At 67.7% G+C, this 17726-nt stretch carries 15 protein-coding genes and 1 pseudogene; 15 read left to right on the top strand and 1 reads right to left on the bottom strand.

Going from position 1 to position 17726, the window contains the following annotated elements:
- The 7 genes and pseudogenes from C569_RS33885 to C569_RS33460 form a co-directional block, all read left to right on the top strand.
- Positions 1 to 285: pseudogene (locus C569_RS33885) on the top strand (ISAs1 family transposase); the annotation flags it as partial.
- A 121-nt stretch (positions 286 to 406) separates the two neighbouring features.
- Positions 407 to 1036, top strand: a complete 630-nt coding sequence (locus tag C569_RS31275) for a DUF5753 domain-containing protein (RefSeq protein ID WP_231394924.1) — start codon at positions 407 to 409, stop codon at positions 1034 to 1036.
- Complete coding sequence (locus C569_RS32790) at positions 1033 to 1251, top strand: DUF397 domain-containing protein (RefSeq protein WP_081636065.1); 219 nt, start codon at positions 1033 to 1035, stop codon at positions 1249 to 1251. The genes C569_RS31275 and C569_RS32790 overlap by 4 nt, the downstream gene beginning before the upstream one ends.
- A gap of 212 nt (positions 1252 to 1463) precedes the next feature.
- Positions 1464 to 3011: an XRE family transcriptional regulator gene (locus C569_RS33465; RefSeq protein ID WP_155945643.1), complete on the top strand. Its 1548-nt coding sequence runs from the start codon at positions 1464 to 1466 to the stop codon at positions 3009 to 3011.
- 47 nt (positions 3012 to 3058) lie between these two features.
- Positions 3059 to 4138, top strand: coding sequence for an asparaginase (locus C569_RS0127980; protein WP_036347226.1), 1080 nt, complete (start codon positions 3059 to 3061; stop codon positions 4136 to 4138).
- A complete protein-coding gene (locus C569_RS0127975) occupies positions 4131 to 4589 on the top strand; it encodes a PPC domain-containing DNA-binding protein (RefSeq protein WP_026268746.1) in 459 nt (152 codons plus the stop codon). The genes C569_RS0127980 and C569_RS0127975 overlap by 8 nt, the downstream gene beginning before the upstream one ends.
- Before the next feature lie 33 nt (positions 4590 to 4622).
- A complete protein-coding gene (locus C569_RS33460; RefSeq protein WP_155945642.1) occupies positions 4623 to 5999 on the top strand; it encodes a hypothetical protein in 1377 nt (458 codons plus the stop codon).
- Here the strand turns inward: C569_RS33460 and C569_RS0127960 are convergent.
- Positions 5996 to 6865: a phosphotransferase enzyme family protein gene (locus tag C569_RS0127960; RefSeq protein WP_018789024.1), complete on the bottom strand. Its 870-nt coding sequence runs from the start codon at positions 6863 to 6865 to the stop codon at positions 5996 to 5998. The genes C569_RS33460 and C569_RS0127960 overlap by 4 nt on opposite strands.
- Positions 6866 to 7428: 563 nt before the next feature.
- Between C569_RS0127960 and fxlM the strand changes: the two genes are divergently transcribed.
- The 8 genes from fxlM to C569_RS32785 all read left to right on the top strand — a co-directional run bounded on the left by fxlM (position 7429) and on the right by C569_RS32785 (position 17297).
- Positions 7429 to 8697, top strand: coding sequence for a methyltransferase, FxLD system (fxlM, locus tag C569_RS0127955; protein ID WP_369754139.1), 1269 nt, complete (start codon positions 7429 to 7431; stop codon positions 8695 to 8697).
- Between the two features lie 58 nt (positions 8698 to 8755).
- Positions 8756 to 8944 (top strand): FxLD family lanthipeptide, encoded by a 189-nt coding sequence (locus tag C569_RS0127950; protein ID WP_018789022.1) that lies wholly within the window; start codon positions 8756 to 8758, stop codon positions 8942 to 8944.
- 83 nt (positions 8945 to 9027) lie between these two features.
- Positions 9028 to 12096: a lantibiotic dehydratase gene (locus tag C569_RS0127945; protein ID WP_018789021.1), complete on the top strand. Its 3069-nt coding sequence runs from the start codon at positions 9028 to 9030 to the stop codon at positions 12094 to 12096.
- A gap of 44 nt (positions 12097 to 12140) precedes the next feature.
- Positions 12141 to 13289, top strand: coding sequence for a lanthionine synthetase C family protein (locus tag C569_RS0127940; RefSeq protein WP_018789020.1), 1149 nt, complete (start codon positions 12141 to 12143; stop codon positions 13287 to 13289).
- A 20-nt stretch (positions 13290 to 13309) separates the two neighbouring features.
- Positions 13310 to 14230 carry a thiopeptide-type bacteriocin biosynthesis protein gene (locus C569_RS0127935; RefSeq protein ID WP_018789019.1) on the top strand — a complete coding sequence of 307 codons (921 nt, stop codon included), beginning with the start codon at positions 13310 to 13312 and terminating at the stop codon, positions 14228 to 14230.
- Between the two features lie 2 nt (positions 14231 to 14232).
- On the top strand, positions 14233 to 15354 hold the full coding sequence (locus C569_RS0127930) for a hypothetical protein (RefSeq protein WP_018789018.1): 1122 nt from the start codon (positions 14233 to 14235) through the stop codon (positions 15352 to 15354).
- A 108-nt stretch (positions 15355 to 15462) separates the two neighbouring features.
- Positions 15463 to 16968, top strand: a complete 1506-nt coding sequence (locus tag C569_RS0127925; RefSeq protein WP_018789017.1) for an IS1634 family transposase — start codon at positions 15463 to 15465, stop codon at positions 16966 to 16968.
- A gap of 32 nt (positions 16969 to 17000) precedes the next feature.
- Positions 17001 to 17297 (top strand): transposase family protein, encoded by a 297-nt coding sequence (locus C569_RS32785; RefSeq protein WP_231394922.1) that lies wholly within the window; start codon positions 17001 to 17003, stop codon positions 17295 to 17297.
- Positions 17298 to 17726 lie beyond the last annotated feature (429 nt).

The raw sequence follows: 17726 nt of genomic DNA, 5'->3' as shown, positions 1-17726 counted from the left end.
CACCAGGCCAGCCCAGCCGACCTGGCCACCGCGATCCGCGGGCACTGGGCAGTGGAAAACTCCTCACACCACATCAGGGATGTCACCTTCGCCGAGGACGCCTCCACCGTCCACGCCGGAACCGCACCCCGGGCCATGGCAACGCTGCGTAACCTCGCCATCGGCGTGCTGAAAACCCTCGGAGCCGACAACATCGCCAAGACCACCCGAGCGATCCGCGACGAACCCCAACGAGCACTGCCCATCCTGGGCATCACCAACGATTCCGACGTCTACGGAACTTGATCAGGCCCTGGGCCCTGACATCGATCTCGTCAGCGGAATCTGCGACTACCTCACAGTAGGCGTGAATCGACGGGCCGCGATTATGGACGCCGCCGCCGACGGTTGGGCGCGCGGGTGGTGGATGGCCGACGCCCAACGGATGGGAACCCGGCAGGCCATCTACGCGGATCTGGAAAGCGGCACCAGAACGATCACCGAATTCGCCATTTCACTGATCCCCGGCCTGCTCCAGACACCCGCCTACGCCGCTGCGCGGCTACGCAGCGAACCCGCCCGCCATAGCGACAGGTTCGACCCCGCTACCGCGGTCGCCGCCCGCGCCCGCCGGCAAAGCCTGGTGCTCGCCGCCGGCGGGCCGCGCTACGAAGCCGTCATCGACGAGGGTGCGATCCGACGGCGCGCCGCTGACCCCGTCGTCGTCGCGGAGCAGCTTCGACACGTCATCGCCGTATGCACGAATCACCCGTCATCCGTGGTCGTCCAGGTGCTGCCGTCCGACACGTCGATCACAGGTCACAGCGCGCCCCGGTCGGCGTACTCGATCTATCGCTATCACGACCCGCAAAGCTCACGGGCTGTCGCGGTCGACACCCTGACCCGCGACATGATCCACACCGATCCAGATGAGCTGGAACCCTATGTGGGCCTGCACAGCCGACTCAAGGCCGCAGCGCTGTCTCCCGAGTCAAGCATACTTCTCCTCCGCGCTGCGGCGGAGAGTCTGGCACCCACCCAAGGAGCCTCGATATGACGAACCGACCCAGTAACCAACTTACCTGGCGCAAGTCCAGTCACAGCGATGAGGGCAACTGCGTCGAAGTCGCCGACACCCGCGAATCCATCCTGGTACGCGACTCGAAGAACAGCGCCGGCCCGGTACTGCGATTCGCCTCCGGGCAATGGCGCACCTTCACGCGGGCCGTCCGTGATCGCGGCTTCCCGTCTCAGACGGCAAGGAAGCAGTAGCAAGACCTGAGCACCTCGCGATACTGCATCTAGGGCAGCCGAGGCCGGACTTCCGGTCTCGGCGACGCCGCTCAAGGCCGCCTTGACTCTGCGTAATCCTGACGCCACGATGGCAGCAGGGGGCCGCGCGATATCCACAGGCCGCGACTGAGGGTGCCGGGCGAGTTCGAACATTACTTGAGTCCGGTTGGGTCCACGGGAAGGGTGTGTCGGTGCCTCGTCATCCGGACACGCTGATCACGCCGAACGCGCAGCTCGCCGCGAGACGTGCGGACTTGCCGTCACCGCTGCGCCCCGGACAGCGCATGTCCCGGACTGAGCTGGCCGACGCCGTCAACACAGCCCTCGATCAGCTCTACCCAGACCGCGACCTCACCGCCCAATGTGTCGACCACCGTTGGATCGGCAAGCTGGAACGCGGAGAGCACCGATGGCCCAGCGAAGAACGGCGCGCCGCGCTACGACTCGTGCTAGGTGCCGCAAGTGATACCGATCTTGGCCTCTACAGCCCTCGACGCTCCGGCGGCGTAGGACCGGATGCAGTTGACCGCCAGCAGGTCACTCGGTCCAGGCTGCGGCCCAGCCTGCTTCCCGCAGGCAATCTGCTGCAACTCGGAATCTCCGCGCCAGCGGTGCCCGAGGGTGGCGTGCACGGAACGATCTCAGCCCCGGGAGGAAAACACTTTCCTGGAGCGTCGATCGACGTCGAGGTTTACCCGGCGGTTGACGACGGCCGCGTCCTCGCCACCATCCCCGGGTGCGGCGCAGAGCGAAGTTGGCGCCGGTCGGTTCAACGGCGACTGGTCCTGGGTCATGTCGACGCACCGGATCGTGCTGGTGTATTCGCGCTCGACTCTCGGCAGGCAGATCGGCATCTAGTCGAAGCCGGCCGGGATGCCCACCTGCTCATCCCTCGCGCGTACCAGCTCGACGCCATCACTACCGGGGTCGTATGGGCGGTAACGAACCTCGAACTGCCGCTGCTGCTGGACGACGCCCGTTTGGACGCCGCCCGGGCCGCGGCGTCACCGTACAGAGACCTGACCCGGTCCGCCGCGAGCCATGACATCGCAGAGAACCTGGATTCCGTGTCGAGGTTGTGGATGGGATCGGCGTTCTGCGCCGACCACATCCGCCGCCACAGCCATGTCCTGTCCGACGTGCCCGTCTACTGGACCCGGGAGCAATGCGGGGAGGAAGCCAGCACATGGCTGCTGTTCCGCCACAAGCTGCGGTACCTGCGCAACACCGCCGAACGGTTCCGGAGCAACTCTCAACCGATGACCAGAATGTTCTGCCTACCCCCGCAGGCGGTAGCCGCGTCATCAATGCCTGAACGAATCCTGCTGCTACTCGCCATGGCACTGATGGAATCCGTTGGGATCCACACCGCGGTCACCGACGAACCGGAGTACGCCGCGCTGCCCGGGCTTGTCATGGACAAGAGACGCGCGATCATGGCCACCTGGATACGCGGTGACAACGTCTGGCAGGTCGATGTCACCGACCATCCCCACACCGTCGCCACCTACCGGAATGCTCTCGGCGACGTGCTAGCTCACTCCGTGACCGCAAGCGACACCCCCGGCGGACGGCTCCGTCACCTAGCCGAGCATCTGAGCCTCGACTGGCACTGGCTGCAGGGCCGCTGCGCCGACCTCGGTCAGTACGGCTTCGTCGGACTCGCCGAGCCCCGCAGTCGCCTGCTCTCCCTTGATGGCGTCGACCAGGCATGCCGCTTCATCGGCACCCTGCCGTAATAGGCTTCACGCACCCGCCGCGACCGCCGGAAGGAACGATTGTGTCCCTGTCCCCGCCAGAACTCACGCCAACGGTCGTCGTGTTCGGTCTTGGCGGCACGATCGCCATGACCAGCGGCACCGGCGACGGCGTCAGCCCTACTCTGTCCGCTCACGACCTGGTTGACGCCGTACCCGGACTGGGCCCCACCGGAATCGACATCAAGGTAGTCGACTTCCGCCGCCGCCCCGGCGCTTCCCTTACCTTCGCTGACATCGCCGCGCTCGCCGCAGCGGCTACCCGCGAACTTGCCGCCGGCGCCACCGGCATCGTCGTCACCCAGGGTACCGACACGATCGAGGAAACCGCCTACCTACTCGACCTGCTGCACCACCGCCCCGAACCCCTGATCGTCACCGGCGCGATGCGCAACCCTACCCTCGCCGGCGCGGACGGACCCGCCAACCTCCTCGCCGCGATTCAGACCGCAGCCTCCCCCGCCGCCCGCGACCACGGCTGCCTCGTCGTTCTCTCCGATGAGATCCACGCCGCAGGCCGAGTCGCCAAGACCCACTCTGCCAGCGTCGTCGCCTTCCGCTCGCCGAACACCGGCCCCATCGGCTACGTCCTGGAAGGCGCCGTGCACCTACTGACCAGCCTGCCCTACCGCCTCACCATCCCGACCCCGAACCAGGCCGAACGCCTCCGCATCGGCCTCTACACCGTCAGCCTCGATGACGACCCCACGCTCCTCGACGCCATCGGCGAACACTGCGACGGCCTCGTCATCGCAGGCTTCGGAGTCGGCCACGTACCCGAACCCCTCGTCGTCTCACTCACCACCCTCGCCGCGCGCATCCCGGTCGTTCTCGCCTCCCGCACCCCAGCCGGCTCGACACTTACCCGTACCTACGGCTTTGCGGGCTCCGAACGCGACCTCCTCACCCGCGGACTCATCCCCGCCGGCTGGCTGCACCCCTACAAGGCCCGCATCCTGCTCCACGCCCTTCTCGCCGCACAGACCAAACCGCAGGACATCACCACCGCATTCGCCGTCGCCGGCAACCGCGCCGAACCGTCCGCGTGGCCCTGGCCGGCCCCATCCCAGACCGACGACCGAGCGGAGGCACCAGCAGCGCATGCGTAGCCACCACCTGACCCCAGGACGCATGATTGGCGTGGTCTTCGACCACGGTGACGACTTCTTCACCGCCCTCGCCGACGCCTGCCGCGCCCACGACATCAAGCAGGGCTACATCCCGATGTTCATCGCCGGCCTGTCAACCGCCAAGATCGTCGGTACCTGTCAACGCCTCGACAACCCCGACGCCCCCGTCTGGACTCACGTCGACCTCACCAACGTCGAAGCACTCGGCGGCGGCACCATCGCCTGGGACGACGCCAACCAGAAGATCCTCCCGCACATCCACATCACCGCCGGACTCAAGGAACACAGCGCTACCGCGTACACCAGCCACCTACTGGACGCCACCGTCCAATTCCTCACCGAAATGCTCATCATCGAGGTCGCTTCACCCGCCATGCGTCGACTACCAAACACTGGCCTCTACGACGTTCCGCAACTACATCTCGACTAGCGCCCCGGACCGGGCTTCGGAGGGAGGTACAAGATGGCGCGCCACCCCGACACCATCATCACGCCCAACACGCTGCTCGCCCGGGCCCGCCAGCGCCTTGCATCACCGCAACGGCCCGGCCAGCACCTGTCGCGAGCCGAACTGGCAGATGCCATCAACGCGGCTCTCGATCGCCTCTACCCCGGCCGAAGCCTCACCGCTCACTACGTTGACCACCGCTGGGTCGGCAAACTCGAACGCGGCGAACACCGCTGGCCCAGCCACGAACGGCGCACTGCCACTCGCCAGGTGCTCGGTGCCGCGACAGACGCCGATCTCGGCCTCTACAGCCCTCGACGTACCGAGGGCCAGGCGATCTCCGATCGCCAGCAAGTGACGGCTGCATGGTTCGGCAAGCTGCCAGGTGCCCTTGCTCAGCTTCCGGGACCGTGGACGTCCGGATCGGAATTGCAGGCACCGGCCAAAATCGAGTCGCCTCATGTCGAGGCGCTTAAACGCAGCATCACCCTGTTCGAAGAGTGGGACCACCAGCACGGTGGTGGACTCGCCCGTGCAGCGATGGCCGGTCAGCTCGAATGGGCTTGCCGGGTCGCCCGCCAAGCGTCGGCAACGGAAGCAGCACGCCGCACCTGGCTGTCGACGGCAGCACGACTTGCTGACCTTGCCGGATGGGCATGCTTCGATTCAGGCGATAGACCCAGCACAGCCCAGCGATACCTCGTTATGGCGATTCAGATGGCCAGCGAAGCCGAGGACGTCCAGCAGCGGGCACACACCGCCACCACCTTGAGCAGGCACCTCACTTACGTCGGGCAGGTCTCGGACGCTCTTAATGTGATTGGCCTCGTCCACTCAGATTGGCGGAAAATCCCTCCGCTGGGACGTGCGGCGGTTCGGATCGTGGAGGCTCGCGCCTATGCAAGGAGCCATGACGGGGCAGCGTGCATGCGCGCGGTCGCTTTATGTGATGAGGAGTTCGCGGCCAGCGGATTGGATGGGCCGGAAAATCCAGTTTGGGGCTACTACGCCGATGTCGGCCAGATTCTCGGCGATGCTGGCCATGCTCTCTTCGATGTCGCCGTAACGACCGACAAACACCAGCAGGCGGACAAACTTCTCAACCGATTGCAGTCCGCGTACTCCTACCATCCGACGGAAGCTGCCAGATCGCGGGCTCTCACCATGATTCGGATCGCCTATCTCCAGATACGCAATGGTAATTTTGCCGGTGGATTGAACTCGATACAGGCTGGCTTGGCAGATGCACGGGGCGTCCACTCCAGCCGGCTACGGGATGACCTTCTCGCCCTTGGTTCCATCCTCGCGAATGCAAAGCCGGAGTCAAACCTTGCTGGTGAGCTAGAGGCAGCGCGGGCGCACGTAGGGGAGGCTGTGCGCTCACAAATCTAATAGCCCGTCCAGCCGGCAGGAGCAGTTCCGTCTCGCAACGTATCGATACGATGCCTCAGCTGACGCTGTCGTTGCGGATCATTGTCCGCCGATTGAGCCAGCCATAAAGTCATCCGCAGCATGCGAGCCAGTCGCAGCTCCGACCACGACGACGTCAGGCGGACATCGAACCCGTACGTCTGAACGAAGTCAACGTACTCCTTATCGGTGAACCACCCACACTCGTAATAGAGGGCCGTCAGGGTCAGATCCCATTCCGGCGGTCCGATACATATCGTCTCAAGATCCACGAATGCTTCTCGGCCGCCTGCCGTCACTAGGAGATTTTCCATATGTGCATCGCCATGCAGCACCGCCTCGCCGAGCGTGAATTCTGCGGCGGCCCACCGAGCCGAGAGTTGATCGCGGAGTTGGCGCAGGAAAATGCGGTCGTTGAAGTCGAGGTAGGCGGCCGTCTGTAACCGCTCTTCGAACCTGTCAAACGGCGATAAGCAGGGCAATATATTTGCCGGGATGGCAACCGCGTGTAGCCGACGCAGGCACTTGGCGAGGGTGACCAAGTCGGCCGGCCGGCTATCGGCCAGGTACTCCCACAGCGACACTACGTACTGTCCTACGATTACGGGCTCCGACCGTGCGGGGTGAACGACAGGCACCTGGCGCGAGGCGAGCCAGGCAGCAATGTCGATCTCCCGACGGGGGTCGCTCCCCTTGGCTGCCCTTGGTACCACTCGCGCCAGCACACCAGCGCTAGGCAGCAGGACCACACCGTTCTCGCCCACACGCACCACGCTGGCGTCGTGAGCCGGAAGGCCCGCTCCGGTGACCGCCAACTTCACCGCGTTGATCGCCTCTTCCGCACGCACGCAACCATCCTCCCCTTGCCCCGGCCAAACCGCCTCGGTGGCTTCCCGGCCGGCTCGGTCGCTTCGCCGTCGTCGCGCGTCTGGTCACTTCGTCGAGGGCTGTAGAGGTCAAGTTCGTCGTCGCGGGTGGCGCCGAGTACCTGACGAAGGCAGCTCGACGCGCTTCGCTGGGCCAGCGATGTTCTCCATGCACTGGCCGGAGCGTCTGGGCGAGGGCAGGCGTTGCCGGGCACCGCTTTGCGCGGAGTTGGGCTTGATCGTGGTGTCTGGATGGCGAGGCACTGTCCCCCCGTTCAACCGATAGGGCGGTCCTGCCGACTATGCCACCGATGTCCCTGATTGGAGCACCGGCCGCGCGTGGCCGAGGGCCGAAGCGGGTGCCGGCAAAGTCGGACCGTAAGTCGGTATTCCCGCGCTGTTCACAATGAGTAATCGTGTGAAGCGTACTCGGTAGGGCTCGTGCGGCAGGCTAGCCGTTCATGACCCACCTGCTTGTAGGCGGCAGGCTCTGTCGGCGCTGCGTTGCGCGCTACCGCATCCGGCACCTGCCAGCACCAGACGGCATGAGAAACATGAGATTGGAGCGCCGAGTGACGTACACGGCTGACGTACCGAGTTCCTCGGATCAGGTCGGAAGGATCCGAGACGCCCTCGTGGATCGGCTCGTCGCTGACGGCATGATCACTTCCTCGGTCGTGGAGGCGGCGTTCCGGGCAGTGCCGCGGCATGCGTTCGTGCCGGCTGGCACACCACTCAAGGTCGTCTACGACGTCGACCAGTCGGTGATCACCAAGACGGATGAGCACGGGGTGCACCTGTCTTCGGTCAGCGCCGCGTACATCCAGGCGCGCATGATCGAACAAGCCGGTGTCGAGCCCGGGATGCGGGTCCTGGAGATCGGCTCTGGTGGCTACAACGCCGCACTGCTGGCCGAGGTCGTTGGGGCGGACGGACACGTCGTCAGCGTGGACATCGATCCGGACATCACCGACCGCGCCGAGGTCCTGCTGCGCGAGACGGGCTACGAGCACCGGGTACGGGTGGTGCAGGCCGACGCGGTGCACGGCGTGCCCGGTGAGGCTGTGTTCGACCGGATCCTGGTCACGGTCGGCGCGTGGGACATTCCTCCGGCCTGGCTGGAGCACCTCGCCCCGGACGGGGTGATCGTGGTGCCGCTGCGGATGAACGGCGTGACCCGCACGATCGCGTTGCGCCGCGACGGCGACCACTTGACCAGTACCTCTAGTGAGGTGGCGGGGTTCGTGCCCCTACAGGGCGACGGTGCCCGGCCCGAGCGGATCTTCCGGCTACCCGACCGGCAGGGCCGGTTCGTCAGCTTGCGCTTCGACGTCGGCGCCCCGGACGACGTTCGGCAGCTGGATGGTGTGCTGGACACCGAACGCAGCGAGGTCTGGTCGGGCGCCACGGTCGGACACAGCGAGTCCTTCGCGGATCTTCACCTGTGGCTGGCCGGATTCCTGCCTGGTTTCTGCCTGCTCGCGGCGGACGACGGCACCGACCTTGCTGCCGAGCGTCGCTGGTTTCCGTTCGGTGTCGTGCGCGGTGACTCGTTCGCCTACCTGGCCTGGCGTCCGGCCGAGGGTGACTCGGGTGCCGAGCTCGGGGCCCGTGCCTTCGGGGCACACGGTAAGGACGCCGCAGCGGCGATGACGGAACAGATTCAGGCCTGGTATCAGCGGGCCCACCGCAGGCCGGCACCGACGTTCGCCTACTGGCCGTCCGGCACCAACGCCGGCAGTACGCCGGCCAACGTGGCGGTGTTGGCGAAGACGTACGGCCTGCTCCAGATCTCCTGGCCGGCGGCGAGCTAGCCGCCCTCGGCCGGGTGTGCCCCATCCCCTGTTCGGCCTACCCGAGGAGTGTGAAGACATGGCCCCGTTGCTGGAACTTGAGCGCACGGACGCCCCCACCGCCGCCACCGACGACGACTTCGTGCTCGACATGCGGGTCGTGGAGTCCACGACCCCGCTGGTGGTCATGATGTGCAGCACGAGCGACGGTTGCGGCAGCAGCTGCAGCACGAGCGCCTGCACGACCAAGTCCTGCGACCCGGTCTGATCCAGGCCGCCTGATCCCGACGATGCCGTCGGCGCCCGACGGGGCGCCGACGGCGCGGTTTCTTCGTTGAGGGGACGACCTTCGTGCCAGCTCCGCCCATCTTCCGTAGCGCCGGCGTGATCATGGTGCGCGCCACCACGGATCCCGGCGATCTTGATGTGCCGTCGCAGCTGGACCTTGCCAGCGACGACGCGGTGCTGCGGGAGGGATTGCCGTGGCTGATGCGCACGTGGGCTCGTGCTGACGTCCGTGATGCCCTCACGCTGGCGAGCCCCGCCCTCGCGCAACAGCTCGACCGCATCAGCGCGGGTCCCGACACGGTGACGGCCAAGGTGGTTCGCCGGGCCGCCATCTCCGTCGCCGGCTACCTGCTGCGGTGGCAGCGGCGGGCGACACCGTTCGGTCTGTTCGCCGGCGTCACAATCGCCGCCACCGGATCCGGCAGCGTGCAGGTAGGACAGCGCCACCACACGGTGGCGCGAGTCGACAGCGAGTGGCTGACGGCCGTGATCGATCGGCTGGAGCAGCACCCACAGCTGCGCCGTCACCTGCGGGTGATCGCCGACAACACCGGTGTCGTTCGTGACGGCCGGTTCATCACCGCCCGCCGGGCCGACCCGGGCGGCGGCAAGGCGGTCCCGCTACGCGACGCGTCCGTGCGCTACACGGCGCCGGTGAAAGCGGCACTCGCCAGCGCCGCCGTTGGCATCCGGTATGACGATCTCGCCACCGAGTTGGCCGAGCGGTTCCCCACGGCCCGGCCCGAACAGATCACCACCGTCCTGGACAACCTGTTGCGGCAGGGCGCTCTCATCAGCGCTCTGCGCCCGCCGATGACGGCCACCGACGACCTCACACACGTGATCGAGACAGCGACAGCCGCTGGCGGCGAGCAGTTCGGCGACGTCGCCGCCGTGCTGCGCGACCTGGAGATGGTGCGGCACCTGATCGAGGAGCACAACAACCAGGACGACCCACGGCGGGCAACCGCGGTCCGGGCCTCGCTCGCGCAGCGGATGCGCGGGGTCGTTGCCGCCAGCCAGCACCCGCTGGCGGTCGACACTCGCCTCGACGCTCAGGTCCATATTCCGGAGCAGGTGTTGACGGAAGCTGTCGAGGCGGCGCATGTGCTGCTGCAGGTCAGCACCAAGCCGTTCGGGTCGACCGCCTGGCAGGACTACCGGTCCCGGTTCCGGGCCCGCTACGGCCAGGGCGCGCTTGTGGCGGTGCGAGACCTGCTGGCTGACTCCGGGCTCGGCTACCCGACCGGCTATCTCGGGGCGCCCCGCGCGCATCCGAGCTGGCGCAGCGTCAACGCACGCGACGCGACGTTCCTTGCCCTGGTGCAGCGGGCCGCGCTCGACGGACGCGACGAAATCGTCCTGACCGACGCGGACGTGGAAGCGTTGACCGTGGGCGAGCCGGCAGACGTGATACCACCGGCACGTATCGAGCTCGGCGTGACGGTTCACGCCGCATCGATCGACGCCCTCGACCGGGGGGACTTCCGGCTGCGCTTCGCCGCGGCGCCGGGCTCGCCGACGAGTATGGTCGGCCGCTTCATCCACCTCTTCGACGACCACCAGCAGACCCAGCTTCAAACCGCCTGCGCGCCGGGCTCGCCGTACGGCGAGGCGGTGGCGGTGCAACTGTCGTTTCCGCCGCGGCGCCCGCACAACGAGAACGTCACCCGGGTTCCCCAGCTCCTGCCCGACGTCGTCGCGCTCGCCGAGCATCCCACCGGTAATCCGATCAGCCTCGACGACCTGGCCGTCACCGCCGACGCCGACCAGATGTACCTGGTGCAGATCTCCACCGGCCGCCGGGTCATCCCGCACATCCCGCACGCACTCGACACCGTCGTGCAAACGCCCCCGTTGGCACGCTTCCTCGCCGAGGTCGCCGACGCGCGCACCGCGGTGTTCGGCCCGCTCGACGTTGGTGCCGCCCGCACGCTGCCGTACCTGCCACGCGTCCGTTACCGCCGCACGATTCTCGCCGCCGCACGATGGCTCCTCACCAGCGACCACCTGCCGTCGCGAGACGGCCACGGCTGGGACGCCGCGCTGCAGGCGTGGCAACGGCACTGGCGGGTTCCCCCCCGGGTCGTGCTCTGCCACGGCGAGTTCCGCCAACCGTTGAACCTCGATGACCGGCTCGACCGGGCGTTGCTGCGCCACCGGCTGGCACAGGCCGAACGGGTGGAGCTGCGCGAGGACGCCCAGCCCGACGATCACGGGTGGATCGGCCGTGCCGCGGAGCTGCTGATCCCGATGCTCGCCGTCACGCCAGCGCGCCGGCCGCTGCCGCACCTCGCGCAGCCCGGTCGGCTTCAGGTGCCCGGCGGCGCAGGCGTGGTGCAGGCGCGGCTGGCCGGCAACCCTGCGCGTTTCGACGACATCATCCGGCACCTCGCGTCGTTCACCACGACGCTGGACGGCGAGGTGCACCGGTGGTGGATCCGGCGACAACGCGACCTGGTCCGCATGGACGCCGACCAGCACCTCATCGTCGTGCTCCGGCTGACCGCGCCCAAGCATTACCCGGCCGTCACCGCAGCTCTGGCCGCGTTCGCCGCCGACCTCGCCACCCGGGGCCTGCCCGGCCAGATGTCGCTCGTGCCGTACCAGGACCATCCCGGCCGCTACGGCTGCGACGAGGCGCTCGCCGCCGCCGAGGACGTGTTCGGCGCCGACACCACCTGCGTCATCGCCCAGATAGCAGCCGCCGCCGACCTCAACGTGCCGGCGCAGGCGCTGGCCGCCGCGTCCATGGCCCGGCTCGCCGCCGCGTTCGCCACCGACGACACATCGGGATATCAGGCCCTGCTCCAATGCCTGCCGCAGCAGACCGGGCCGCTGGACCGCGCACTGTGCGAGCAAACGCTACGACTGGTCGACCTACCTACCGACAGACGGCAGCCACACATTGCCGGGAAGGCGGTCGGCGACGCGTGGCAGGCCCGCGACACCACCCTGCGCCGATACTTCGACGCCCTCACCACGCAGCGAGACCCGGCCGGTGTCATGCCGACCCTGCTGCGTGACCACCACATCCGAGCACTCGGCGTCGACCCCACCTTCGAGCAGAGCACCAACCGTCTGGCTCGCGCCGCCGCACTGCGCGCCCTGGCCCGAACCACCCAGCAATGAACAGGCCAGCAACCACCAGCAGTGCCGAAGCCGGGACGCCAACGATGGACGGTCCGGACGCCGCCCGCCAGTCGCTGGCCACCGGAACGGCAGGCATCGCTCTGCTGCACCTCGAACGGGCCCTCGCCGGCACCGGATCCTGGGCAGACGCGCATGCCCGGATCCGGGCAGCGGCGACCGGACCGCTCGACGGCGGCCAACACACCGGCCTCTACTACGGCACCCCCGCCATCGCGTTCCTTCTGCACCGCGCCGCCGAGGCCGACGATCGCTACCACACCGCGGCGGCGACCCTCGATGAACACGTGGCACGGCAGGCGCGCCGCCGCCTCACCGCCGCCACCGCCCGCCTGCGACACGGTGGCGCCGGCTCGCTCGGCGAATACGACCTCTTCTACGGCCTCACCGGCATCGGCGCACTGCTGATGCAGCGCATGCCCCACAGCGACACCTTCGCCGATGTGCTGCGCTACCTGACGGTGCTGGTGCACCCACGTGAGCAGGACGGCCGCCTACTGCCCGGCTGGTGGGTGCCCCACGACCCCGACCCGACCCTGCCGACACCCGGTGGGCACGCCAACCTCGGTATGGCTCACGGCGCGGCAGGAATCCTCGCCCTGCTGGCCCTCGCCATGCGTCACGGCCACGTCGTGGACCACCACGCGGAGGCCATCGACCATCTCACCCAACACTTCGACCGATGGCGCCAGCACGACGTCGACGGCGGCAGTTGGTGGCCGCAGTGGCTCACCCTCGACGACCTGCACACCGGTCGCGTCAGCCAGACCGCACCGGGCCGGCCGTCCTGGTGCTACGGCACCCCCGGCATCGCCCGCGCACTCCAACTCGCGGCGATCGCCACGAACGACCCGGCCCGCCGCGCCGACGCCGAACACGCCCTCGCCGCCTGCCTCACCGACCGCCACCGAAGCCGGCTCACCGACCTCGGCCTCTGCCACGGCCTCGCCGGTCTCTACGCCACCGCCCACCACGCCACCGCCGACGCCCTGGACCCCGCCCTCCACCACCAGCTACCCGCCCTGGCCACCGCCATCCAGACAGCCGCCCACGACCACGACCAGGACGGCAACGCCGGGCTGCTGACCGGCCACGCCGGCATCCACCTGGCCGCCGAAGCCGCACGCCACGGCACCGCCCACACCGGATGGGACACATGCCTGCTGATCACCTGACCACCCCACTGGCCGCCAGCGTGCTCACCGTCCTCGCCGGCACCCCCCTACACACAGTCGCGGCGACCGCGGCCATCGATCCCGCCGACCTCGCCGACGCCGTCGACACCTACCACCGCGCCGGCCGTGCCGCCCTCGCCGACGCCGAACACGCTGACGGCCCGTGGTATCAGGTACGCGTCGAGTTTCCCGATTGGAACACCGCAGAGACGACCGCCATCACCGCGCTCGGCCCCTGCCTCGACCACCTCACGAACCAAGGCCTCTGCGGCGGGTGGTGGTTCCTGCGTAAGCATCCCTGCTGGCGCCTGCGCTTCGCCCACGCACACGTCGACGCCGTGAACCACGTCCTTGACGACCTCACCGCCACCGGCGAACTCACCAGGTGGTGGCCCAGCCTGTACGAACCGGAAACCGCCGCCTTCGGCGGCACCTCCGGCATTCGCATCGTGCACGACCTGTTCTGCGCCGACAGCCACGGCGTCCTCACCTACCTGCGCCAGCCACAGCCAATCCTCGGCCGCCGCGAGCTGTCGCTCCTCCTGCTCGGCGGCCTCTTGCAGGCCGCTGGCCTCGACTGGTTCGAACGCGGCGACGTCTTCGCGCGGGTCGCCCAGATGCGCCCGATCGACCACATCACCGACAGTCGACTCAACGCGCTCACCGCCAACGTACGCGGGCTCCTCACGGTCGCGCCCACTACGGACAACTCCCTGTTCCAAGCCGACAAGGCGGTTCCCTTCGCCGCCCCATGGCACCGCGCGTACACGAAAGCCGGACGTGCACTCGCCGCCACCGCGACAGCCGGCACCCTCCACCGCGGCCTACGAGCCGTCACCAGCCACATCGTGATCTTCCACTGGAACCGACTCGGGCTACCCGCCCACACCCAAGGCATCCTCGCCCGCGCCGCACTCGAAGCGTTCCTGCCTCGGAGCTGACCATGAACACCGCCCTCGACCCCACCACCATCCACGCCGCCGTCCGCCGTTTCCCACTGCTCGGCCGACCCCGACCCGCATGCCCCGCCCTGACCGACCGCGTCACCGAAGTCGCCGAACTCGCCGAGACCGCTGCCGAGCACAACGACAACGGCATGGCCGAAGCGGCCCACGCCCTCAACAAAGCCGCGCTAATCGCCAGCGACTGCGGCCTACCGGACCTTGCCCGCCAATGGTGCTGGGACCACATCAACATCTACCGGCAACGCGCCACGCTCACCGCCCTGCAAGCCAGCTACCTGCTCGAACCCGTCCTCAACCTCGCCCGCCTACAGATCCGCGCCGACAACGGCCAGCCCGCACTACACCTGCTTCATGCGATGTACCAGGCCGTCACCACAGGCACCAACCTGGTCGTCGACGGCCGGACACTGCCACTGACCAACCTGACCGGCACACGCGACGAGCTCGGCAAGCTGCGCCAATGGACCTGGCTGCAACACCTCAGCGAAGGCATCCGCATCCTCGCCCTCGCCGGCCGGTGGGACGACGCCGTCGCCCACGCCAACACCCTCAACGGAATCGGCGGTCACCTCATGGAAGGACGACAAGCCACGATCATCGCCCACCTCCTACGCAAAGACACCGACACCGCCCGCGTCACCCTCGATGCCAGCACCATCACCCAACCGTGGGAACAACAGGTCGGCTCATGCCTCACCGTAATGTGCGCAACACCCGCAACGGCCAACTCTGATATGTCCGCCATGATCGAGCAGTTCCTCGCACAGGAACCCGTCACCGATTACGCCGTTTATCGAGCCCGATGGGGTCTTACCGCCGCCACGCTCTCCAGCAGACACGACGAAGCAACCGCTCAACAACTCCTGCGCCACGTGGCCACCGAGGTCCTCGAAGCACCCGACGGATACGCCGCCCGGGAAGTCCTCGCCCACCGCACCGCCCTGCATCTCAACGAGCCACATGAGCACGCTCTCGCCCACATCACGACAACAGCCGGTCTCAGGGCCGGCTCAATGCCCGAGGCAACCCTGCGGGCTCTCCGCGCAGCAGTGAAAATCGCGAGCGATGCCCTGACATGCTCCGTCGGACCTGAGTTGTAGCGATCTGGTGATCTTGTGATCGTGGGTGCCGCTGACGTGGGCGTTTGCTCGCGGATCGGTGCTGGTGTGGTCACTAACGCGGCTTGTCTGCGTGGATAGTCTCGCGGGGTGGGCACCTTCGTGCGGCGGGTGAAGACCGCCTCGGGAGCGACCGCGGTCCAGATTGTGCACAAGCGAGGCCGGCGCGTGTTGAGCATCGAGCACATCGGCTCGGCCCACACCGACGACGAGTTGGCGCTGCTGCTGCAGGTCGTCGAGGAACGCGTTCATGGCGGGCAACTGACCCTGGACCTCGGCGGCTCCGGCGTCGGTGCGGGCGGGACGTCCGCAGTGGTCGAGGGCACGTCCTCGCTGATCTTGTGGGAGGTCCTGAACGGCCTCTACGACGACCTCGGCCTGGATCGTCTCGGTGATGACGCGATCCGGGCGCTGGTGCTGGGCCGGGTGATCGAGCCGACCAGCAAGGCGGACACCGTACGGGTACTGACCGAGATCGGGGTCGCCTCGCCGCATCGGGTGACGTTCATGCGCTGCCTCAAGCGCGTGGTCGAGCGGGACTACCGGGCCGTGATCGCGCAGGCCTGTCACCGGCATGTCACCCGCGGCGGCGGTTTGGCGGTCGTGCTCTACGACGTGACCACGCTGCACTTCGAGGTCGAACGCGAAGACGGGCTGCGCAAGGTCGGGATGAGCAAGGAACGCCGCGTCGACCCGCAGGTCACCGTCGGGCTCCTCACCACCGGCGACGGGTTCCCGCTGGAGGTGGACCTGTTCGCCGGCAACAAGGCCGAGACCAAGACGCTGATCCCGGTCCTGACCCGGTTCCGCGACCGCCACCAAGCCCGCGACCTCGTCGTTGTGGCCGACGCCGGGATGCTGTCTGCGGCGAACCTGCTGGCGTTGGAAGACAACGGATTCCGGTTCATCGTCGGCTCCAAGACCGGCAAGATCCCCTACGAGCTACAGGCCCACGTCGACCGACACGGCAACCACCTGCCCGACGGCGCGACGATCGAGACCACCCGACGCATGGGCACCGGGACCAAGGCCCGCGACCGACGGGTGGTCTACCAGTACACGTTCAAAAGAGCCCAGCACGACAACCGCGCGATCAACGCCATGGTCGAACGCGCCGAGAAGGTCGCCGCCGGCGAACGGCCCCTGAAGAAGGACCGCTTCGTCACCTTCACCGACAGCACCACCAGCGTGACCTGGGACCTCGTCGAACGTGCCCGATCCCTGATCGGGATCAAGGGCTACGTCACCAACATCGAGGCCGCCGTGATGGACGGCCCCGCCGTCGTCGCTGCCTACCACGACCTCTACCAGGTCGAGCGTTCCTTCCGGATGACCAAGTCCGACTTGGCCGCCCGACCGGTCTTCCACCGCCTCGAAGACAGCATCCAAGCCCACCTGACCATCGTGTTCGCTGCCCTGGCCATCTCCCGCGAAGCGCAAGCCCGTTCCGGGCTGAGCATCAGCAAGATCCTCAAGACCCTGCGACCCCTCCGCTCAGCCACCGTCACCATCGGCACCCAGCAAGTGACCGCCCACCCGCGCATCCCCGCCGAGACCCGAACCCTCCTGACCGACCTCGGCTGGAGTGGTCACTAAACCGCTACAACTCAGGTCGGAAGCTGAGAGAAATGGGCGGGCCCGAGTACGGCACAGCATCCGCCTCACGCCCTGAGCGCTATTCAGAACGTCGGCTGGTCCGCTGTGGCGGACGACACGGATGCCCCGGCGGCGAACTGACCGACGTTCAACGCGCCTGCAACACCGCCCTCAACAGCACCCGTGCGGCCGTCGAACGGGCGATCGCGCACCTGGTCAACTGGAAGATCCTCGACACCGGCTGGCGCGGACGCCTGACCGAGTTTGCCGAAGCACTACGCACCGTTACCGGACTGGAGATCTACCGAACGTGGGGTAACCCGTTCTGAATAGCACTCCTGGTCTCGACCGGCGGCATGGGAAGCGGCCCAGACGGCGCAGCCCACAGAGAGGCTTCGGCCTGCCCCTGTGCCTCGGAATCCGCTGTGACCCCCACCATCCTGCCTTCCCTGTCGCATCTCGGCCGTTGGCCGGCCATCGACTGGAGCACCCACTGTATGCAACCGCGACGTTCTGACCTGACCCGCACCACTGACTACAGCACCGTCACCGGCAAAGTCCGCAGTGGCTGGCGACATGCCGCGAAGCTGGCCGTGTTGCCTGCCTGGGCTCGCCGTCAGCCCTCGGTGACGGCCGCGCGGTGTCGCTGGCCTCGGATCCCGGCCGCCTGCGACTCGCACGCCGACACCCCATCGCCAAGCTGCAAGAACGTGGCATTTTGTGGTTTCTGCCGTTTAGGGCCGATCGGACGGTCGGTC

It is taken from the genome of Micromonospora sp. CNB394 (genome assembly GCF_000374985.1).
GTDB lineage: Bacteria > Actinomycetota > Actinomycetes > Mycobacteriales > Micromonosporaceae > Micromonospora > Micromonospora marina.
The sequence above is the reverse complement of the archived record's forward strand: the minus strand, read 5'-3'. Positions and strand labels throughout refer to the sequence as shown.